Origin of the sequence: Hymenobacter polaris (genome assembly GCF_012927305.1) — a bacterium.
Classification (GTDB): Bacteria; Bacteroidota; Bacteroidia; order Cytophagales; family Hymenobacteraceae; genus Hymenobacter; species Hymenobacter polaris.
In genome coordinates, this window is sequence record NZ_JABBGH010000001.1 from 543,488 (window position 1) to 564,157 (window position 20,670).

Annotated in this window: 18 protein-coding genes and 1 tRNA gene; 10 read left to right on the forward strand and 9 right to left on the reverse strand. The window is 61.5% G+C overall.

What is annotated here, in order from left to right:
* The first annotated feature begins 45 nt into the window (after positions 1–45).
* Positions 46–372, forward strand: coding sequence for a DMT family transporter (locus HHL22_RS02320; RefSeq protein WP_169529358.1), 327 nt, complete (start codon positions 46–48; stop codon positions 370–372).
* A gap of 346 nt (positions 373–718) precedes the next feature.
* On the opposite strand, the gene HHL22_RS02325 is transcribed toward HHL22_RS02320, so the two are convergent.
* The 4 genes from HHL22_RS02325 to HHL22_RS02340 all read right to left on the reverse strand — a co-directional run bounded on the left by HHL22_RS02325 (position 719) and on the right by HHL22_RS02340 (position 4,962).
* The gene (locus HHL22_RS02325; protein WP_169529359.1) at positions 719–2,629 is read right to left on the reverse strand and encodes an ABC-F family ATP-binding cassette domain-containing protein; all 1,911 of its coding nucleotides are present in this window, start codon (positions 2,627–2,629) and stop codon (positions 719–721) included.
* 234 nt (positions 2,630–2,863) lie between these two features.
* Complete coding sequence (locus tag HHL22_RS02330) at positions 2,864–3,562, reverse strand: pirin family protein (protein ID WP_169529360.1); 699 nt, start codon at positions 3,560–3,562, stop codon at positions 2,864–2,866.
* Between the two features lie 35 nt (positions 3,563–3,597).
* The gene (locus tag HHL22_RS02335; RefSeq protein ID WP_169529361.1) at positions 3,598–4,098 is read right to left on the reverse strand and encodes a hypothetical protein; all 501 of its coding nucleotides are present in this window, start codon (positions 4,096–4,098) and stop codon (positions 3,598–3,600) included.
* Positions 4,099–4,221: 123 nt separating this feature from the next.
* Complete coding sequence (locus HHL22_RS02340; protein ID WP_169529362.1) at positions 4,222–4,962, reverse strand: dioxygenase family protein; 741 nt, start codon at positions 4,960–4,962, stop codon at positions 4,222–4,224.
* 202 nt (positions 4,963–5,164) lie between these two features.
* Between HHL22_RS02340 and HHL22_RS02345 the strand changes: the two genes are divergently transcribed.
* On the forward strand, positions 5,165–6,151 hold the full coding sequence (locus HHL22_RS02345; protein ID WP_169529363.1) for a hypothetical protein: 987 nt from the start codon (positions 5,165–5,167) through the stop codon (positions 6,149–6,151).
* A gap of 128 nt (positions 6,152–6,279) precedes the next feature.
* The gene (locus HHL22_RS02350) at positions 6,280–6,816 is read left to right on the forward strand and encodes a 2'-5' RNA ligase family protein (protein ID WP_169529364.1); all 537 of its coding nucleotides are present in this window, start codon (positions 6,280–6,282) and stop codon (positions 6,814–6,816) included.
* 115 nt (positions 6,817–6,931) lie between these two features.
* Here the strand turns inward: HHL22_RS02350 and HHL22_RS02355 are convergent, their stop codons facing one another.
* Positions 6,932–9,913 (reverse strand): putative LPS assembly protein LptD, encoded by a 2,982-nt coding sequence (locus HHL22_RS02355; protein ID WP_169529365.1) that lies wholly within the window; start codon positions 9,911–9,913, stop codon positions 6,932–6,934.
* A 109-nt stretch (positions 9,914–10,022) separates the two neighbouring features.
* Here HHL22_RS02355 and HHL22_RS02360 point away from each other — a divergent pair, with 109 nt between their 5' ends.
* The 3 genes from HHL22_RS02360 to HHL22_RS02370 all read left to right on the forward strand — a co-directional run bounded on the left by HHL22_RS02360 (position 10,023) and on the right by HHL22_RS02370 (position 13,775).
* Positions 10,023–10,889 carry an N-acetylmuramoyl-L-alanine amidase family protein gene (locus tag HHL22_RS02360; RefSeq protein ID WP_317172617.1) on the forward strand — a complete coding sequence of 289 codons (867 nt, stop codon included), beginning with the start codon at positions 10,023–10,025 and terminating at the stop codon, positions 10,887–10,889.
* 106 nt (positions 10,890–10,995) lie between these two features.
* A complete protein-coding gene (locus HHL22_RS02365) occupies positions 10,996–12,006 on the forward strand; it encodes an MlaD family protein (RefSeq protein ID WP_169529366.1) in 1,011 nt (336 codons plus the stop codon).
* Between the two features lie 140 nt (positions 12,007–12,146).
* Entirely contained in the window at positions 12,147–13,775 is a 1,629-nt protein-coding gene (locus HHL22_RS02370; RefSeq protein WP_169529367.1) for an acyl-CoA carboxylase subunit beta, read from the forward strand.
* Between the two features lie 55 nt (positions 13,776–13,830).
* Here the strand turns inward: HHL22_RS02370 and HHL22_RS02375 are convergent.
* A tRNA-Phe gene (locus HHL22_RS02375) sits at positions 13,831–13,915 on the reverse strand.
* A gap of 127 nt (positions 13,916–14,042) precedes the next feature.
* On the opposite strand from HHL22_RS02375, the gene HHL22_RS02380 reads away from it, so the two are divergent.
* Together HHL22_RS02380 and HHL22_RS02385 are read left to right on the forward strand one after the other, a co-directional pair.
* On the forward strand, positions 14,043–14,324 hold the full coding sequence (locus HHL22_RS02380; RefSeq protein ID WP_169529368.1) for a type II toxin-antitoxin system RelE/ParE family toxin: 282 nt from the start codon (positions 14,043–14,045) through the stop codon (positions 14,322–14,324).
* Positions 14,325–14,394: 70 nt separating this feature from the next.
* Positions 14,395–14,682 carry a HigA family addiction module antitoxin gene (locus HHL22_RS02385; RefSeq protein WP_169529369.1) on the forward strand — a complete coding sequence of 96 codons (288 nt, stop codon included), beginning with the start codon at positions 14,395–14,397 and terminating at the stop codon, positions 14,680–14,682.
* Between the two features lie 70 nt (positions 14,683–14,752).
* Here HHL22_RS02385 and mdh read toward each other — a convergent pair whose 3' ends face one another.
* From mdh to HHL22_RS02400, 3 genes are all read right to left on the reverse strand, one after another.
* Entirely contained in the window at positions 14,753–15,694 is a 942-nt protein-coding gene (gene mdh, locus HHL22_RS02390) for a malate dehydrogenase (RefSeq protein ID WP_169529370.1), read from the reverse strand.
* A gap of 138 nt (positions 15,695–15,832) precedes the next feature.
* Positions 15,833–17,632 carry a tRNA lysidine(34) synthetase TilS gene (gene tilS / locus HHL22_RS02395; protein WP_241737945.1) on the reverse strand — a complete coding sequence of 600 codons (1,800 nt, stop codon included), beginning with the start codon at positions 17,630–17,632 and terminating at the stop codon, positions 15,833–15,835.
* The gene (locus tag HHL22_RS02400; RefSeq protein WP_169529371.1) at positions 17,619–17,792 is read right to left on the reverse strand and encodes a P-loop NTPase family protein; all 174 of its coding nucleotides are present in this window, start codon (positions 17,790–17,792) and stop codon (positions 17,619–17,621) included. Before HHL22_RS02400 ends, tilS begins: the two co-directional genes overlap by 14 nt.
* A gap of 66 nt (positions 17,793–17,858) precedes the next feature.
* Here HHL22_RS02400 and HHL22_RS02405 point away from each other — a divergent pair, with 66 nt between their 5' ends.
* Together HHL22_RS02405 and HHL22_RS02410 are read left to right on the forward strand one after the other, a co-directional pair.
* On the forward strand, positions 17,859–19,679 hold the full coding sequence (locus HHL22_RS02405; protein WP_169529372.1) for an OstA-like protein: 1,821 nt from the start codon (positions 17,859–17,861) through the stop codon (positions 19,677–19,679).
* A 92-nt stretch (positions 19,680–19,771) separates the two neighbouring features.
* Positions 19,772–20,611 (forward strand): outer membrane protein assembly factor BamD, encoded by an 840-nt coding sequence (locus HHL22_RS02410; RefSeq protein WP_169529373.1) that lies wholly within the window; start codon positions 19,772–19,774, stop codon positions 20,609–20,611.
* The last annotated feature ends 59 nt before the right edge of the window (positions 20,612–20,670 follow it).

Sequence of the window (20,670 nt, forward strand, 5' to 3'; positions counted from 1 at the left end):
CGCCCGCCGAAATGTAGAGGTGGTGCCGCGTGAAAATTATAGCCGATGGATTGGTTTATTTTAGTGATTGCCGGCCTGTGCGAAGTGGCGTTTGCCTCTTGCCTGGGCAAGGCCAAGCAGGCGGTGGGCACGGAGGTGTACTGGTGGTACGGCGGCTTCCTGCTGGCGCTCACCATCAGCATGGTGCTGCTAGTAAAAGCCGCCCAAAACCTGCCCATTGGCACGGCCTACGCGGTGTGGACGGGCATTGGCGCGGTCGGCACGGCCCTCATGGGCATCCTGGTGTTTAAGGACCCAGCCACGTTCTGGCGGCTGTTCTTTCTCACTACGCTCATTAGCTCCATTATCGGGCTCAAGGCGGTTTCGCACTAGCACTTGCAAAACTGATTAAACGTTTGCCAAACCAAAACTCTACGCCTTACAAGATATTCAGAACCTACGTGTACAAGACCCTGCCTATGACCAAACAGAAGTAAGCTGGCGTTTCAACCTAACTACTCCTAGGGGCATCGGTATTATCCGGTTCGACTACGGCTTGCAAACAGTAAATTTTGCTAGCGGAGTTGCCGAAGCAGAAGCCACTCACCTGCTTGCGTTACTCCGTAAAAAGCGTTTACTTACCGATAAAAATTTTACAGTAAGCGCAGAGTCTTACCTTCATTAAAAAGCCCCGTCAGCAGTAGCTGACGGGGCTTTTTTGTTGAAAATGGCCCTAGTGCTACATCTCGGCCAGCATCTCCCAGCGGTCGTTGAGGCGGGCTAGCTCCTTCTTCACCTGCTCAAATTTCACGGTGGCGTCCTTGAGCTGGGCGGCGTTGCCGTAAATCTTGGGGTCGGCCAGTTGCTTCTCGTACACGGCCAGCTCCTTCTCGGCTTTGTCGATGCTGGCTTCTACCTCGGCCAGCTCCTTGAGGGCCTTTTTCTGGTCGGGCGAGGGCGTTTTGTTGATGGTGGGCGCGGGCGTTGACTCTACTTTCTTGGGCGCCGGCTTAGCGGCTGGCTGGCTGCTGCCGTTGGCCTTGGCGGCCTTGGCGCGCTCGTCCTGCCACTGCTCGTACTCGTGGTAGGTGCCGGGGTATTCCTTCAGCTGGAAGTCCTCGATGTACCAGATTTTAGTGGCCACGTTCTCCACGAAGTAGCGGTCGTGGCTGATGACGATGAACGTGCCCTCGTACTGCTCTAGCGCCTGAATGAGGATGTTCACCGACTGCATATCCAGGTGGTTGGTCGGTTCGTCGAGCAGCAGGAAGTTGGCCTCCGAAATCAGGGTTTTGGCCAGCGCCACGCGGCTTTTCTCACCCCCGCTCAGCACCTTGATTTTCTTATATACTTCGTCGCCGGTAAACAAAAACGACCCTAGGACCGTGCGCAGCTCCATCTCGTTGCGGCGGCTACCGGCCTCGTTCATCTCCTGCAAAATCTCGTTTTCCACCGTTAGGCTTTCGAGCTGGTGCTGGGCGTAGAAGGCCATAATCACGTTGTGGCCCAGCTGGTGCCGGCCGGCGGTGGGCTGCTCGGCCCCGGCCACCAGGCGCATCAGCGTCGATTTGCCCTTGCCGTTGGCGCCGATGAGGGCAATCTTGTCGCCCCGCTCGATGTGCACGTGCGTATCGCGGAAGATGAGCTTCTCGCCGTAGCTTTTGCCCACGTGCTCCATGCGCAGGATGTGGCGGCCGGGCTGCTGGGTAAAATTAAACTTGAAATTCACCTTGGCGGCATCGGGCGCCACGGCGTCGATGCGCTCCAGCTTGTCGAGGGCCTTGATGCGGCTCTGGGCCTGCTTGGCCTTGCTGGCGCTGGCCTTGAAGCGCTCGATGAAGCGCTCGGCCTGCTTGATGGCGGCCTGCTGGTTGTCGTAGGCGCCCTGCTGAATCTCGGTGCGCAACACCTTCTCCTCTTGGTAGAACGAGTAGTTGCCGGCGTAGGGGTTGAGCTTGCCGCCGCTCACCTCCACGGTGGTGTTGGTGGTGCCATCCAGAAACTCGCGGTCGTGGCTCACGATGATTACCGCGCCCTCATAGCCAGCCAGGTAGTTCTCAATCCACTTAATGGAGGGCAGGTCCAGGTGGTTGGTGGGCTCGTCGAGCAGCAGCAGCGAGGGCTGTTGCAGCAGAATCTTGGCCAGCATCACGCGCATGCGCCAGCCGCCCGAAAACGTCTTGAGCGGTTTTTGTAACTCCTCGGTGGTGAAGCCCAGGCCCTCCAAAATCTCCTCGGCCTTGGCTTGCATGGTGTAGCCGCCTAGGGCCTCAAAGCGCTCCTGCAGGGTGGCCAGCTTGTCCACCAGCTCGTCGCGGTAGTCGGTTTCGAACTCGGCCAGCACCTCGTCAATCTTGGTTTGCAGCGCCAGCGCCTCCTCAAAGGCCTGCAGGGCCACGTTGAGAATGCTCTCGTGGGTGTCGTAGCTCAGCAAATCCTGGTTGAGGAAGCCCAGGCTCACCTCCTTGCTCATGGAGATGGAGCCGCCGTCGGGCTTGTACTCGCCCACCAGCAGGCGCAGCAAGGTCGATTTGCCAGTGCCGTTGAGGCCCACCAGGCCAATCTTGTCTTTGGGCTTGATGTGCAGGTTGGCCCCGTCGTAGAGGGTACGCGAGCCGAAGTGAAAGTCGAGGTTGGAAATAGAAATCATCCGTGGGGCCGCAGCGGCCGAAGTAGCTGGTTGAAAGCAGCTGCCTAATTCCAGCAGTCCGCCCGCCATAAAGGCGAGGCAAAGGTACAATCGGGCGAGGGCAGCAGCTTAAAACACTACCAAAGGCAGGAAAATTTCCTGGCAGTCAGTTAGCCCCCTGCGCAGCAAGGGCAGCCCAAACCCGCAAGTAGCCTGCCGACTTGGCGCGATGTCCGGTCCTGCTTCGCCGTTGCCCTAGGGGGCTAGCTCCAGCAGTAGTACCAGCGCATTGTTACTAAGGGCTTCCAGCTCAACTTGGGCGCAGTGCGTTAGGCCCAGGCCATCGCCAGCGTGGAGCAAACGGTTTTGCAGCTCAAAAGCGCCCGCTAGTACAAAGGCAAATAGCTGGTTACCACCTGGCTGGGTAGTATACTCGGCCTCGCAGCGGCCCTGGAAGCAGCCCAGGTGCAGCCCAGCTGGCAGCGCCCCCCCTAGGGGCACCAGCTTGGCCAATTGGTTGTTGAGCTGCCCAAAGCTATAGGTGAACGTGCGCGCGGCAGCGGGCACGGCGGCGGGCGCCAGCCAAAGGTGCAAAAAGGTGATAACTGCGTCGTCGTAGGGGTTGTGCAGGTGCACCGTGCTGCCCGCCGGCAGGGGCAGCACCAGCACCTGCTCCACGTCGGCGGTGCCGGCCGGGCCGGCCGGCACCCGGTAGCCCACGGCCCCGGTGATGGGTAGTAGCACCAGCAGCGTAGCCTCGGCCACGGGCAGCGCAATGGCCTGCCCCGGCGCCAGCGATTCTTCATTGAACGCGCGCAGGCGGCCGAACGCCGCGCGTCCTTCGGCCTCGTAAGCGCCAAAGTTGAGCGTGCTCAGGCGCTGCTGCTGCGCCGTAACCAGCCGCCCGCGTTGGTCGGCCAGGTAGATGCGGGCGGAAGGAAAGGGGGCAGGCAAGGCGCAAAAAGTAAAGTGCGGATAGCAAGGTTGCCCTAGGGCAGCAGCGCGTGAATAGCTAGGAAAGGCTGCAATTGCAGCAGGTGCGTAAGCTGCTCGCCGGTGGTTGCGTCGGGGGGCGCCGGGCTTAGCAGCAGGAAGGGGCCTAGGGCCGGCTCGTGCCAGTAGAGCGGGTCAGTAAAAAAATTGATTGCTATGCGGTGCTGGCTCTGGTCCTGCAAATGGGAGTTCACGATTTCAAACCGAAAATTTTCGAACCGCAGAAACCGCCGGCCCAGGTTGTCGGCCAGGTCGGGCACCAGGCCGTCCAGCTGGCGCAGGTAGCCCAGCACGGCCCCGCTCACCAGCCCGTGCAGGCGCTCGGCGGCGGGCACGTGGTGCAGCAGCTCGCCAAAGGTGCGGTGCTGCCCGGCGGGGTTGAACTGCTGGGCCTGCAGCCGCAGCTCGCGGTAGCTGTCGGTAAACACGAGTTGGTCCCAGGGCCGGGCCGACTGGGCATCAATGAGCTTGCGGTAGCAGAGAACGACGCGGCGCATAGGCTGGAAGTTATGAGTTGTTGCTAACTGGTGAGCGCACCACAACGATTGCGGCCTAGGGCCTTCCCAGCGCTAGCTACTTCGCTGATACTCGCTTTAACCAACTCATAACTCATAATTAAACTAAGCGGCTACGGCCAGCGTGATATTGAGCACGAAGCCGTCGGTGGTGTTGCCCGTGACGGTAGCCAGCTCCAGGCTGTAGCCGTCGCTAAATACGTTGTCGTTGGCGTTGGTGGTGTAGCCAGTCAGGCCCTTGCTGTAGCCGTTTACGGCGGCCACGGCCGAGCCGGTGCCTTCGGGGAAGGCTATTTGCGTCACTTTCAGCGAGGTGCCGCTGGCGTTGTAAACGTGTACGTGGATGTGGGTGGCGCGGCCGCTGTACCAGCCGGGGAAGATGCTGGTGAACGAAACCAAGCCGGTGCTGTCGGTGGTTTGGCGGCCGCGCAAAAAGTGCACGCTCGTATAGTTGGTGCTTTGCATGCTGGTGCCGCCATACTCCGAGTAGTTGCCCGCCGCGTCGCAGTGCCAAATGTCAACCAGCGCGCCGGCCAGGGCGGCGCAGCTGCTCTTGCTATTGGTTACGTTGATGTTGATGGTCAGCTTGTAGCCCGTGCGGTCGTCGGTGATGTTGGCGCGCACGTAGCTGGCCGGCGTGTGGGTGGGGAAGGGCCCCTCGGTTTCGGTGGGCGCCTCGGTGCAGCTGCCCGACGTGGTAGTAGTGGTGCCACCCGTGGTGGTCGTGGTGGTGGTGCCCGACGACGAGGAAGTGGGCGATACGCTGTCTTTGCTGCAAGCAGCCAGCAGGGCCGGCGCCGTGACGGCCCCGGCGAGCAGGCTTTTCAAAAAGTTTTTGCGTTCCATAAGGGTGAGCGAGTAGTAGGGGGTGAGGATTAGCGGATTACTGCGTCAAAAGTGGAGCGCTGCGGCCCTGGGTGAAAGTGCAATCGGCGGTTGGGGAAGCCAGCTCGACAAATGGCGGATTTAACCCAACTTTCACCCAGCCCCAACCCTAGCCCCCGCCCCGCGCGTAAGCAGCCCTGCGCTTCCTATGCCCTTCGCTCCCATGCCTACTTTTACCTACCCGCGCCTGCTGCTGGCCGCCCTGCTACCCCTGGCCGCCGCCTGCGACCACGACGTGACCCCCGACCTGTACCCCACGCAGGTCACCTTCACTCAGGCTGGCCTTTACCCCGAAGGCAGCCAGTACGACAACCAGAGCCGCCGCTTTTTGGTCAGCTCCCAAACGGCGGGCCGCATCGGGCAAGTAGACCTGGATGGCAACTACACCGCCTTTGCCGACGATGCCAGCCTGGTATCTACTATCGGCCTCAACCTCGACGTGCCCCGCAGCCGCCTGCTAGCGGCCGTGTCGGACCCCGGCTACAACACCGCCCGCACCAGCGCCACCACCAAGGGCAAGCTGGCAGGCCTGGCCAGCTTCAACCGCAGCACCGGCGCCCTGCTCAGCTACGTGAGCCTGGGCAGCCTGCGCCCCGCCTACGCCGGCCACTTCGCCAACGACATTGCCGTCGATAACCTGGGCAACGCCTACGTGACGGACAGCTACGCGCCGCTCATCTACAAGGTAGATACCCAGGGCACGGCTACGGTCTTTCTGGAAAACGCGGCCCTAGGGGCGCCGGCGGGCACTTTTGGCCTCAACGGCATCGTGTACCACCCCGATGGCTACCTGCTGGTGGCCAAGTCCGACGAGGGCGCCCTGCTCAAAGTGCCCATCAATAACCCCAGCGGCTTTAGTAAAGTAACCGCTACCGGCCTCAACCTGAGCGGCGACGACGGCTTGCAGCTCTACGACAACCAGACGCTGCTGGTGGCCTGCAATGCCCAGGGCCAAGTATATCGCCTGACCAGCGCCGATGGCTTTGGCAGCGTTAGCCGCACGGGCAGCTTTGCCACCGGCGCGGTGTACCCCACCACGCTGCCGCTGCTGGGCACTACCAGCTACGTGCTCTACTCGCACCTCGATGCGCTGCAAAAGATGCAGAGCCCCGCCGTTAGCCAGTTTGCCCTGGCGCGGGTGCAGTTTTAGGCTGTTGCCGGGGCCTAGGGTGCTAGGCGCTTCCTAGGCCCCGGCGTGGCTTCTAGCTCCGCGCCCTGCCCGCGCCCGCCAATCCTTACCTTTACCGCGCTCCCGCGCCTTCGGAGCCGCCCCCACCAATGCTCGCTATTACGTCGCTCCTTGCCTCGCCCGCTTCCGACCACATCAATTCCATTATCAAGGGGTTAGAGCAGGAATTTGGCTTGACCGATGTGCAGGCCACGCCCGAGCCGCACCTCACCTACCAGCTCGTTGAGCCCACCGACCTCGACGAGCTAAAGCACAAGCTGGCGGCCGTGGCTACCATCTCGGAGCCGTTTGTGGCCCACACCACTGGCCTGGGCATGTTTCCGGGCGACAGCCCCGTGATTTACATTCCGGTGCTGCGCTCCGACCACCTCAACAGCCTGCACCACCGGGTGCTGGAAGTGGCCCAGCCCCTGTGCACCCGCACCGACAAGTTTAGCGCCCCCGACCTGTGGCTGCCCCACATTTCGCTGGCCCTACATGATACCACGCCCGAGCTGCTGGGCCCCGTGCTGCGCTACCTCAACAACCAGACCTTCAACCTAGAGCTTACCATCGCCAACCTCACCCTGCTGCGCCCCGATGGCAACCTTTTCGTGCGCGAAGAAGTGTTTGAGTTTGGGAAGTAGAGAATTATGGAAAGAGGAACGTCATGCTGAGCTTGCCGAAGCATCTCTACCGAACGACCCCTAGGCGGCGTGGTAGAGATGCTTCGGCAAGCTCAGCATGACATTCTTTTTTAATCTAGCGGTTCAGAATCGTTTTGTTGCGGTTTAGCTTGAGGTCTTGCAGCAGGCTGCTCTTGGCGGCCAGCGTGAAGAAATAGCCGCGGTAGGGCCCCACCGGCGTCCAGGTACCCGAAATCTGCCAGCAGTGCAAGTCACGGTAGAAGCTGACTTGCGGGTAGGGCAGGGTTTTGTTCACTAAATCGAAGCTCAGGGTGCTTTGCAGGCGTAGCTCCTTAGTGAGCTTGACCGAGCCGCTGGCCGTGACGGAGTTGCCCGATAAAAAGGGTAACTGGTTGTAAAGCAGCGGCCGCAGCTGGTACTGCGCGGTGGTGTAGGTGGCCGTGTACGCCACCGTGGCCTCCCACGGGATGTCGAAGTCGATATAGTCGGCGTACACGGAGGGGGGCAGCGGCGTACCCAGCACCGGGTCGTTGGTGGGGGCGGTGGCGCGCGGCACGTTGCTGGCTTTTTTGGGCCGGGCGGCGGGGTTAAACTGGTAGCCTAGGCTCAGGTTGGCGCTGGCAATGCGGGCCAGGCGGCGGCTGTTGTTCTGCTCCCAGAGGTAGCGGTTGATGAGGCGGCCCGTCGAGTCGCGCTGGTAAAAGATGAACGTGCTGGTGAAGTTGACGTTCAGCTTCTTGGCGATTTGCACGCGGTAGTTGAGCGTGAGGGGCGAAAGCTTGAGCGTATCCAGCGGCCGGCCGCGCGCGTCGCGCCGGCCCGTCCCAAAATTATAGGATACCGCTACGTCGAGGCCGTCGGCGAGGCTCACCTTGCGGGTAGGCTGGTTGCCGGTGGTGTCCTGCGAGTTGCGCACCTTCATCTCAATCTGGTTTTGGATGGTGAAGGCAATCTGATTGACCGCGGCGGTAGTGGGCGTGCCGTAGGCAAAGCCCTGGTAGCGCGCAAATAGAGCCGGGTCCAGAATCTGGTTGCGGTTGCGGGACGTGCCGTAGTAGGCGTCACTAACTTGATTAACGAAGTCGGAGTTAGGATTATAAGCGAGGTAAGCCGCGTTTTTCGATAGGTCGGGCGAATAAGAATAACTGAGGCTAGGGGTCACCTTGTGGCGAATGGCCTTCACGTAGTGGTCGCCCTTGAAGACGACCGTGCCGTAGAAGTTGGTAGTGGCCGTGGCGCCGCCCGACACGGCGTAGGCCCGGTTGAAGCCCCCTAGGGTATCTACCCGGATGGCTTTGGCTAGCGGCTCATAGCTGTAGCTGAGGCTTTTGGCGTACCAGGTTTCGCCGTACTGGATGCTGGGCTGAATCTGGATGTGATTGCCCAGCACCGCCGCCGAGGGCAGCGTAATCTGGAACTGGTGCTGCAAGCCGTTTTGGGCATTGCGCAGTAGGCTGCCCGCGCTTTTTAAGCTCACGGGTAGGTAGTAGGCCGTCGAGTTGCCGCCCAGCAGGGGCAGCCCGCTGGCGAGCGTCGTCACGGGTACCAGGTTGCTGATGCGGTTTTGGCCCACCAGGCTGTAGCTCACCGCAAACTGCTCGTACCAGCGCCCCCTAGGGCTGATGCCGAACCACTGGTAGGGATACTGCCGGGCCACGCCCACGCTCAGGTTGGGTAGCGTGAAGGTCATCTCGCCCGTTTGCACGTTCTGCGTTTGCGAGGCTTGCAGCGAGTAGTTGATGGGCAGCCGCCGCAGCTGCTTGCTGTAGCTGATGTTGGAGTTGAAGGCCGCCGACAGCAGCTGGCGGGCATTGAGGGTGTTGACGCGGTTGTAGGATGAGGAGCCTGCCTGCACGCTGGCCGAGAACACGCCGCCGCCCGGCAGCGGCGTGGGCGTGTGGCTCCAGTTTATCCAGAAGGTGTTGATGGAATTGGCGTACACGTTGTCGCTGTTCAGCGCCGTGGTCGTGTTCAAGATGGGCGTAACCGGCTGGTTGGCAAACGATAGCCGGAAGCTACCTGTGTACTTGTAGCGCTTGCGGTAGCTGATGTCGGCATTCAGGGCCCAGCCCCCGAAACGGTCGGCGTTGCCGGCGTAGATGTCGCCCGTCAGGCGCACGCCGATGTAGTCGTTGGGCGCCCAGTAGTAGCCGCCGTTCGAGAGCGAAAAGCCCCGCTGCGCGCCCTGCCCAAACGTAGGGATGATGATGCCCGAGCCCCGCCCGTTGTGCGGCGTGGGGAAGTAGCCAAACGGCAGCCCGATGGGCAGCGGAATGCCCGCAATAACCATGTGGAAGGGTCCGGTAATGACTTTCTGGCCCGGAATCACCTTCATCTTCTTGGCCTCGATGTAGAAGTGCGGGTCGGCCAGGTCGCAGGTGGTGTAGCGCCCGCGCAGGCCGTAGGTGTCATTGTTGGGCATTTTCTTCACCACCTCGGCGTGCACGATGCCCTCGCCCTGCTTGGTGATGACCTGGCCAATCTTGCCCTTCTTAGTTTTGAAGTTGTAGGCAATGCGCTCGGCCTGGTAGGTGCCCGCCTCATCTTTCATCACGGGCGTGTCAACTAGCTTGTGTTTGACGGTATCGCGCTGGCCGGCCGCCTGCACCGTGTTGGCACCGTAGTTAACGGTGATGAGCGCCGCGTTCAGGCTCATCGCCCCATAATCAACCGCCGACTTATTGTAGAGTCGCGCCGTTTTCGAGTCGATGTCGAACTGAATCGAGTCCTTGGCCTTGTACTTCACGGCCGTCTCCACCTGGCTGCGGCGCTTGAGCATCACCACGTTGAGCGAGTCGCGCACGCGCCGGCTGGTATCGGCGATGGCGGTGGGCGCAATCTGGCGCGAGGCCGCGCCCGACGAGGGGCGGCCGGGCTCGGCCACGCCGGGCGGCGGGGCCGCTTTGGGCGCGCTCGGGTCGGGGGTGATGAAGCGCACGGGCGGGTGGGCCACCGTGCGGGTGGTGTCGGTGGTGGTTTGGGCCTGGGCACGCGGCAAAGCCAGGCCTAGCAGGCCCAGCCACAGGCTCAGCAGCAGCAATAGCCTAGGCCCCTGGCTGCCGCCAACCCCCGAAAAGAACGTCTTGAAAGAAAGCAATTTTACTAAAGCCACCGAGCGAAGTACTTTTGAGGCTTACTACAAAGATAAGAGGCTGGCCCCCCGGCTAAGGGTTGCCTAGGCTCCCGTTTTTCCCCCAACGACCGCCGTGCGGAATATTGCGTTTTTGCTAGCTGTTAGCTGCCAGCTGTTCGCCAGTAGCTCGCCCCTAGGCCTGCTGCCGCGGGGCAAGCGGCCCGCCCCGGCGCCCCCGGCCGCCAGCAAAAAGGCGCCCCGCCACCCGCTACCCGCTGGTCGCCCAACCGGGTATCGCCTGCGTACGGTGGTGCTCGATGCCGGGCACGGCGGCAAAGACATTGGCTGCCAGGGCCAAGACAACCACGAGGCCGACGTGACCCTGGCCATTATCAAAGACCTGGGACGGCAGATTGAGGACTCGATGCCCGGCGTGCGGGTGATTTACACGCGCAAAACCGACGTGTTTGTGGAGCTGGACGAGCGCGCCGCCATTGCCAACCGCAACCACGCCGACCTCTTCATCTCGGTGCACTGCAACGCCGGCCCTAGGCCCATCCACGGCACCGAGGTGTGGACGATGGGCCTGCACAAAACCGACGCCAACCTAGGGGTAGCCCAGCGCGAAAACTCGGTTATCCTGCAGGAGAAGGATTACCAGAGCCGCTACGACGGCTTCGACCCGCGCTCGCCGCAGTCGCACATCCTGTTTTCGCTGTTTCAGAGCGCCTACATCACCAATTCGCTGCGCCTGGCCCAGCGCATCGACCAGTCGTTTCGCACCAAGGTGGGCCGTGCTACGCGAGGCGTCAAGCAGGCGGGCTTCATCGTGCTCTGGAAATCGACCATGCCCTCGGTGCTGGTCGAGTCGGGCTTCTTGACCAACCCGACCGAAGAAAATTACTTGGCCAGCCGCACCGGCCAAAAAGCCATTGCCAGCGGGATTTTCCGGGCTTTTAGCGCTTATAAGCACGACTTGGAGGGCGGGCCGGTAGAGTAAGCTAAGTTGGGCCCAACATCCGGCGCTCATTTGCCGTTAAGGGCCCTAGCTGCGCCAATTTTAGGCGGCAGCGCTCCCTATCGTACGCTGCTAATTTACTCTTCCCGTGTCTAAAGAAATAAAAGTAGGCCTGTTGGCCGTTGTCGCGCTTATAGCCCTGGCCGTCGGCTTCAACTTTCTGCGAGGCAGTAATTTGCTTTCCAACGACCATACCTTTTACGCGGTGTACCCCACCGTGAATGGCCTGAACGTAGGCGCCCCCATCATGCTCAATGGCATTAAAGTGGGGCAGGTGAAAAACCTGGAGCTGCAGCCCGAAAACGGCAACTCGGTGAAAGTGGCCCTTGAAATGGAAAAAGGCGTGAAAGTAGGCGACTCCACCACGGTGCGCCTGGTAGGCTCGATACTGGGCTCAACCACCCTCACGCTCAAAGTGGGTAATAACACCAAGGAGTATAAGGGCGGCGAAACGCTGCGTACCACCTCGGCCCAGAGCCTGAGCGACCTCGTGCAGGCCCGCGCCCAAACCACCCTCGACACGGTAAACTCCACGCTGTCGCACATCAACGGCTTTTTGAACAAGGACGCCCAGACTAACATCCAGGGCACGCTGCAAGGCGCCCGCGAAAGCACCGTGGCCCTGCAGCGACTCATTGCCAGCAACCAGGCCAACATCAACGCCATCACGCGCAACCTGGCCCAGATGAGCGCCGCCCTCAATAAAAGCACCGGCAAGCTCGACCGGATTGCCAGCAACTTCAGCCAGCTGTCGGACTCATTGAAAAACGCACCCGTGGGCCCGGCCCTGCGCCGCCTCAACAGCACCATGGCCGAGGCTCAGCAAACGATGGCCGGCGTCAACCGCGCCCTCACCGACCAAAAGGGCTCGCTGGGCAAGCTCATCAACGATACGACGTTGTATAATAACCTGAACGCTACGGCTTCCAGCTCCAACTCACTCATCCAGGACCTGCAAGCCAACCCCAAGCGCTACGTGCACTTCTCGGTGTTTGGCGGGGGTGGCAAAAAGGAAACTAAAACCACTACCGTGAAGCCCAGCGGTGCCGTGACTACCAAAACTCAAACCGAGCCGGCCCCGGCCCTGGTGCGGCCCTAGCTTCGGCCCCGTCGTACTTTTGAAACCCGCTTCGCAAGGAGCGGGTTTTTTATTGGCTGCGCGCTCCGCGCGGCCGGCCGCGTCCCATTCTTACCCTGCTACTCGGGGGCGCGTAGCGCCCACGATACCACTTCCCACCCATGAATATCGAGTTCAACCGCAACGAAGACCATCTGCAGCAGCTCACCTACCAGCTGCGCAAAAAGCTAGAAAAAGTAGCCCTAGGGGGCGGCGAGAAGCGCATTGCCGCCCAGCACGCTAAAGGCAAGCTCACGGCCCGCGAGCGCATTGCCTACCTCCTGGATAAGGATGCGCCGCAAGTGGAAATTGGGGCCTTTGCCGGTGAGGGTATGTATGCCAGCGAGGGCGGCTGCCCCAGCGGCGGCGTGGTGGTAGTAATGGGCTACGTGCAGGGCCGCCAGTGCCTGGTGGTGGCCAACGACGCCACCGTGAAGGCCGGCGCCTGGTTTCCCATCACGGCCAAGAAAAACCTGCGGGCCCAGGAAATCAGCATCGAAAACAAGCTGCCCATCATTTACCTCGTCGATTCGGCGGGCGTGTACCTACCCATGCAGGACGAGATTTTTCCCGACAAGGAGCACTTCGGCCGCATTTTCCGCAACAACGCCGTGATGAGCAGCCTGGGCATCGTGCAGATTGCCGCCATCATGGGGCCTTGCGTGGCGGGCGGCGCCTATCTGCCCATTATGAGCGACGAGGCGCTGATTGTGAATGGTACCGGCTCGGTATTCCTGGCCGGGTCGTACCTGGTGAAGTCGGCCATCGGCGAAAGTATTGATAATGAGAGCCTAGGGGGTGCAGCTATGCACTGCGAGATTTCGGGCGTAACGGATAATAAGTTCGACTCGGACGAGGCGGCGCTCGACCACATCCGGGGCATTTTCGACAAAATGGGGGCTAGGCCCACCGCCGGTTTCAGCCGCGCGGCGCCCGCCGCCCCCAAGCTCGATGCGCAGGAGCTACTGGGGCTGCTGCCCGCCGACCGCACCAAGCCCTACGACATGCGCGAGGTGGTGCTGCGCCTGCTCGATAATTCCGAATTTGACGAGTACAAACCGGAGTACGGCCAAACGATTTTGTGTGGCCTAGGGCGCCTCGATGGCTGGGCGGTGGGCATTGTGGCCAACCAGCGTAAGATTGTGAAAAGCAAGAAAACCGGCATGCAGATGGGCGGCGTCATCTACTCGGACAGCGCCGACAAGGCCGCGCGCTTTATTATGAACTGCAACCAGCAGCGCGTGCCGCTGGTGTTTTTGCACGACGTGACGGGCTTCATGGTGGGCTCGGCCAGCGAGCAGGGCGGCATCATCAAGGACGGCGCCAAGATGGTAAACGCCATGAGCAACAGCGTGGTACCCAAGTTCACGGTGATAATCGGCAACAGCTACGGCGCGGGCAACTACGCCATGTGCGGCAAAGCCTACGACCCGCGCCTGATAGTAGCCTGGCCCAGCGCCCAGCTAGCCGTAATGAGCGGGGCTGCCGCCGCTAACACGCTGCTGCAGATACAAGTAGCCGCCGCCGAGGCCAAAGGGGAGAAGCTTTCGGACGAAGCCAAAAAGGAGTTGCTAGACAAAATAAAAGCCCGCTACGACCAGCAGCTGTCGCCCTATTACGCCGCCGCCCGCCTCTGGGTCGATGCCATTATCGACCCCCTAGAAACCCGCCGCGTGCTGGCCGAGGGCCTGGCCGCCGCCAACCACGCGCCGATTGAGCGGGCGTATAATGTGGGGGTGATTCAGGTGTGAAACCAAAATGGCAGCCTAGTGGCTGCCATTTAAACCTTACTTAAAAGTAAAGTCGCGGAGAGAAGGGGATTCGAACCCCTAAGAAACTTGCGCCTCTGACGGATTTTCAATCCGTTGCCTTAACCATTCGAGCCATCTCTGACTAGGCCATTAGTAAAAGACTGGTCAGAAATATATTGTGAAGTTATGTGAGCTGCGCACAATAAGCAAATGTTATGATTAGGTAAAGATTGCTTATTTTTGTCGTTAGTAACGCAGGTCGTTAGTATGATTAAATCATTCGGCTCGAAAGAAACGGAGAAAATCTGGCAGGGTGAGCAGGTAACCAAATTGCCAATCGAAGTGCAGAAAATAGGTCGCCGCAAGCTGCGAATGCTGCATAATTCCCAGAACATTGCCGACTTGCGCATTCCGCCCGCTAACCGTTTAGAGAAGCTCCTAGGTAACTTAAAGGACTTTTATAGTATTCGCATCAATGACCAGTGGCGAATTATTTTTCGCTGGGCTGAAGGCCAAGCAACTGAAGTTGAGATTGTAGACTACCATTGATAAGCCGGATGGCTGTTTTCCGAAACTCAGTAAGATTAATCGGCGCAGCCCCGTCTGGCTGCAGCTAAGTATGGACCTATTACCTAACATTCATCCAGGCGAGGTTTTGCAAGAAGAGTTTTTAGCCGAGCTTAACCTGACGGCCTATCGGTTGGCTAAGGGTATCAGTATTCCACAGACCCGCCTTTCCGAGATTCTGAAAGGCAGGCGTCGCATTACCGCCGACACGGCCCTGCGGCTAGCTCGTTATTTTGGGAACTCGCCTAAATTCTGGCTTGGGTTGCAAAATGATTACGACTTAGAAGAGGAACAGCGGACGCATCAAGCTGATTTCGAAAATATTCAGCAGTTTGAGTAAGCAGCCTAACACCAAAAAGCCCCGCCAGCGCAAGCTGGCGGGGCTTTTTAATATAGAACAACCCTAGGCCTTATGCAGCCGGCTGGCCCATCTTGTCTAGGGCTTCCATTACCTCCTTCACGTGGCCGCGCGAGGTTTCGAGCAGCGCTTTCTCCTCGTCGTTGAGCTGCAGCTCAATCACGCGCTCGATGCCGTTCTTGCCCAGGATGACCGGGGCACCCAGGTACACGCCGTTGATGCCGTACTCGCCCTGCAGCTCGAGGCACACCGGGAACACGCGGCGCTGGTTGCGCACGATGGCTTCTACCATTTGGGCGGCGGCGGCGCCGGGCGCATACCAGGCGCTGGTGCCCATGAGCTTCACCAACTCGCCGCCGCCGTTGATGGTGCGGTCAACAATGGCATCGAGTTGCTCTTTGCCAATCAACTCGGTAACGGGGATGCCGCCCACGGTGGTGTAGCGGGGCAGGGGTACCATGGTATTGCCGTGGCCGCCCATCAGCACCGCCTGGATGTCCTTGGGGCTCACGTTCAGAGCCTCGGCCAAAAAGGCGCGGTAGCGGGCCGTGTCGAGGATGCCGGCCATGCCGAACACCTTTTCGCGGGGCAGCTTCGAGGTGAGGTGCGCCTGGTAGGTCATCACGTCGAGCGGGTTGCTCACCACGATGATGATGGCGTTGGGCGAGTGCTGCACCACCTGCTCGGTCACCGACTTCACGATGCCGGCGTTCACCGAAATCAGGTCGTCGCGGCTCATGCCGGGCTTGCGGGGCAGGCCCGAGGTGATAACCACCACCTCCGAGTCGGCCGTGCGGGCGTAGTCGTTGGTGACGCCCACCGTGCGGGTATCATAGCCGATAATGGGAGCTTTCTGCCAGATGTCGAGGGCTTTGCCTTCGGCAATGCCTTCCTTTACGTCGAGCAGCACAACTTCATTGGCGATTTCGCGGGTGGCGAGCACGTCGGCGCAGGTAGCGCCCACGTTGCCAGCCCCAACTACGGTAACTTTCATGGTGCGGGGGGATGAGGATACGAAAACAGCCAGCAACTCTGGCGCGGTAAAAGTAGGGCTAGGCGCCTGACATTTTGCTGAACGCTTGGCCTAGGGACCCGCCGCCCGCCCCAGCCTAGCCAATTGGCGCCGGCCCTGCTACAGCCGCTGCACTTGCAGCACCCGCGCGGTTTCGTCGGTTACCTTAAAGCGGTCGTCTACGCGGAAGCCTACCACCCAGCAGATTTTGCCGTCGGCCGAGGTCAGCACCCGCACCTCATCTTTCAGGTTCAGTGGTACCTTCTGGTCAATCAGAAAGTCGCTCAGGTGCTTTTTGCCGCGCATGCCCAGGGGCATAAACCAATCGCCCTCGCGCCAGCGCCGCAGCGTGAGCGGAAACTGCAGCTTGTCGGCATCGAGCGCGGCGGTGCTGCGTGAGCGCGGCACCTCGTAGCCGGCCCTAGGGTGCTCGCTGGCGCGCAGGCGCAGGCCGTCGGCCAGCAGGTCGGCCTGGCCCTGGGTGAGCTGGAAGGTGCCGTACTGCGCCAGCCGGCGCGGCGTCACTACCAACTGGGCCCGGTCCTTCACCAGGCGGTGGGTGGGCGAGTCGAACTGCTTGCCCGAGAGGCTGTTGAAGCTGCCCGCAATTTCCTTGCTCACCGCCCACGAAAAGCCGAAGGGCCGCAGCAGCTCGTGCAGCACCAGCGCCGTAGCGGCCGTGTTCTGCAGCGTGGCAATGTTGAAATAAGTGGCCTCGGGCTCGTCGCGCCGGGCCTGGGCGGCGGTGTCGGCCACGTAGCGGCGCACGATTTCCTCGGCCCCGCCCACGCGCTCGGCCGTGGCGGCCAAGGTGTTATCGAGGTTGGGGTTGAGGTCGCGCAGCACGGGCAGCGCCTCCAGGCGCAGGCGGTTGCGCTGGTACACGGGGCTGTCGTTGCTAGCATCTTCGCGCCAGATGAGGCGATTTTCGACCAGGTAGTCGTAGAGGTCGTCGCGGCCCAGGCCCAGCAGCGGGCGTACCACATGGCCGTTTTTGGGCTGAATGCCGTGCAGGCCCGCCAGGCCGGTGCCGTGGGTCAGGTTGAGCAGCATGGTTTCGGCCTGGTCGCGGCGGTGGTGGGCGGTGGCCACGGCCGCGTAGCCGTGCTGCTGGCGCACCTGCTCAAACCACTGGTAGCGCAGCAGCCGGGCCGCCATCTGGGTTGAGATGCCCTCCCGCTCGGCAAAGGCCTTGGTTTGGAAAAATTCGGCGTGGTAGGGCGCCTCGTACTGCTTGGCCAGCTTGCGCACGAACTGCTCGTCGGCGTCGGCCTCGTCGCCACGCAGCCCGAAGTGGCAGTGCGCCACGGCCAAGCGCACTCCTAGGCGGTGCAGCACGTCGAGCAGCACCACCGAGTCGAGGCCGCCGCTCACGGCCACCAATACGGTGTCGGTAGCGGGGTCGAAGAGGGCGTGTTGTTGGATGTAGTCTTTTACTTGGTTTAACATCGGCTGGAGGAGGTGCGGCGGCCCTAGGTACATTTCCCGCTGAGGTACGCAGTGGGTAAAGCCGCAGAGGTGCGCTGAGCGAGGCTGGCGCTGTAAAGTTTGCACCTTTTCCAGCACCGCCGCCAAGCGCTCGGCCACCGTCAGGTCGCCGCGCAGCGCCAGCACCGGGCAGGCAAAGCGCCCGAGCCAGGCGGTGTGGTTGGCCAGGGTGCGGGTGCCGCCGGTGCTGCTGTCGTCGTAGCCCGCCGCCCATTCCAGAAAAGCGGCCGTGCGGGCCGCCTGGGCGGGGTCGGTGGCCAGGGCCGCGCCGTAGCGCTGCTGCTCGCGGGCGGCCAGGCGTTGCAGCCGCAGCGTGGGCGGCAGCCACAAAAACACCACCAGGTCGAAGGCCGTCCACCAGCTATCGTCCCAGCCGCCCACTGAGCCACCTAGTATCCAGCTGGGCAGCGCGGCCAGGTCATGAGCGAGCAAGGCACCGCGCGCGGCCGGGGGGGCGGTGGGTGAACTCAGGCTTGGTGGGCAGCCAGAAGTAGTCGTCGCTATCGAAGTAGGGAAGCCCTAGGGCGGCGCTGAGCGCGTGGCCCAGGGTAGTGACGCCCGCGCCGGACGCGCCAAATACGTGCAGTTTCATGGCTGGCAGGGAAAGGCACTAGGTTACAAAGATGCGCGTTAGGTGCCGGCCGTACCTTTGCCTTGCATGTCGCTTCTCCGTTTTTTTGTATTGCTGCTGGGGCTGGCCGGTCCCCTAGGGGCCGCGTGGGCCCAAACCCGCCCGGCCGCCCCCGCCACCCGGCCGCCGGCCGCCGAGGCACCCGCCCGGCCCGGCGCGGCCACGCCCAAGCCAGCTACTGGCGTGCCGGTAAAGCTGCTGCACGCGGGCATTCTGCGGGGCGGCGTGTTCAACGGCATGCCCATTCGCAAGCTCATCGACACCGTGAGCTTCCAGCAGGGCGACGTGCTGCTGTACTGCGACTCGGCCTACCAGTACCTCGACAAAAATCAGATTGAGGCCTTCAACCACGTGCGCATTGTGCAAAGCGACACGCTGATCATTACCGGCAACCACGGCGCCTACGACGGCAACCAGCGCACGGCCCGCATTACGGGCGACGTGGTGATGACCGACCCGCGAATGACCCTGACCACCCAGGCCTTAGACTATGACCTGGACCGCAAAACCGCCTTTTATACCGTGGGCGGCCACCTCGTAGACCCCAAGAATACCCTCGACAGCGAGCAGGGCTTCTACGACACCAACAGCAAGGTGTTCGACTTTCGGCGCAGCGTGCACCTGGTGTCGCTCAACGAGAAGGGCGAGCGCACCGACCTGCGTACCGACCAGCTGATTTTCAATACCATCAGCAAGCTGGCCACCTTTGAAGGACCTACCTACATCCAGGACCAACAGAGCGAGCTGTACGCCGAGCGCGGCACCTACAACACCATCACGCGGCTGTCGAACTTCGAGCGCAACGCCAAGATTACGACCCCCAACTACTTGCTGGGCGGCGACCAGCTGCGCTACGACGAGAAGCGGCTGTATGGCGAGGCCAATGGGCACGCCACGCTCATCTCCAAGAAAGACAACGTGGTGCTGCGCGGCGACCAGGGCCGCTACTGGCGGGCGCTGGGCCGCACCAAGATTTTTGGTACCCGCCCGGTGGTGCGCAGCATCTCGGGCCGCGACACGCTGTACCTGGCCGCCGACACGCTGCTGAGCGTGGAAAGCCGCCCCAGCAACCTCAAGCAGCGCCCCATCCTCTACGCCTGGCCTAGGGCGCAGCTAGTCCGCGGCCGCGTGCAGGGCCGCGCCGACTCGCTCACCTACGACCGGCAGGACAGCGTGATTTACCTCAACCGCGACCCGGTGCTGTGGCAGGCCCGCAACCAGCTCACCAGCGACTCGATGAACATTCGCTTTTTGCACGGCCAGCTGCACAAGGCCCTGCTGCTGGGTAATGCCTTTGCCATTCAGGAAGATACCATTGGCGATTACAACCAGGTGAAAGGCCGGCGCATGGTGGCCTACTTTCAGCAAAGCCAACTGCGGCGCATCGACGTGCTGGGCAACGCCGAAAGTATCTACTTCACGCTGGAGGGCGATTCGGTGATGTCGGGCATGAACAAGTCGGTGTCGGCCAGCATGACGCTGCGCTTCGCCGATAACAAGATTAAGCAGCTCACGTGGGTCACCAACCCCGAGGCTAGCTACACGCCCCCCGCCGAGCTAAAAGCCGAGGAAAAGCAGTTTAAAGGCTTTAAGTGGCGGGCGGCCGAGCGCCCCACGCGCCGCCAGGTGCTGGGCAAGCACTTTGCCAGCGATTTGAAAAAAGCGCCCGCCAGGAAACCCAGAAGCAAGCCCAAAGCCAAGCCCAAGGGCAAAGCCAAAACCGCCCCTAGGCCCCGCGCCAAGCCCAAGGCCGCCCCCAAGCTGCCGCTGCCCCAAGCCCCGGCCGGGCCGCCCGTGGCCCCGGCCGCGCGCCCCTCGGTGCCCGCGGCCGCTGCAACCCAGCGCTAGCTTCTAGGCTCCTAGGGCAGTGAGTAGCAGATAGAACTACTTATGCCCTATCTGTTACTCACTGACCGCTACTCACTACCTTTGCCCTTTGTATGCGACTCTCCCGTTTGATTTCGGCCTTCCTACTTTCCAGCGCGCTGCTGCTGGGCTCGTGCACGGGCTACCAGAAGCTGCTGAAAAGCACCAACGTAAACGAAAAATACGAGGCGGCCATTAAGTACTACGACAAGGGCGACTTCTTCCGCGCGGGTACGCTGCTGGAGGAGTTGATACCCCTACTCAAAGGCCGCCCCGAGGCGGAGAAGGCGCAGTTTTACTTCGCCAACACCAACTACAAGCAGCGCAACTACGTGCTGGCCGCCTACTACTTCAAGCAGTTCGTGGATACCTACCCGAACTCGCCCCAGGTGGAGGAAGCCCAGTTTTTGCGGGCCCGCTCGCTCTACCGCGACTCGCCAACCTACGAGCTGGACCAAACCAACACGGTGACGGCCCTGGAAACCATTCAGGACTTTTTGAACAACTACCCCACCAGCCAGTTCCGCGCCGATGCGGAGGGCATGTCGCAGGAGCTGCAAAAGAAGCTGGAAAACAAGGCCTTCACCAGCGCCAAGCTTTACTACGCCCTGCGCTACAACCAGGCCGCCGTCACGGCCCTAGGCAACTTCAACGTGCAGTATCCCGGCTCGGCCTACGCCGAGCAGGCCGACTACCTGCGCCTGGCCGCTCAGTACGCTTGGGCTCGGGAAAGCATCGAAAGCAAGCAAAAGGAGCGCTTCACCGAAGCCGTCAACATCTACCAGCATTTCGTTGACACCTACCCCCAAAGCAAAAGCCTACGCGCCGCCCAGGATATGTACGACGATAGCCGCGCCGAGATAAAGCGCCTCGATGCGCTGCCCACCGAAGCTACCGGCACGGCCGCGAATTAATTCCGTCACTTGTTGGTTCTCCGTGCTTGCCGGCCGGCGAACACTGGCAGCCAGCAATG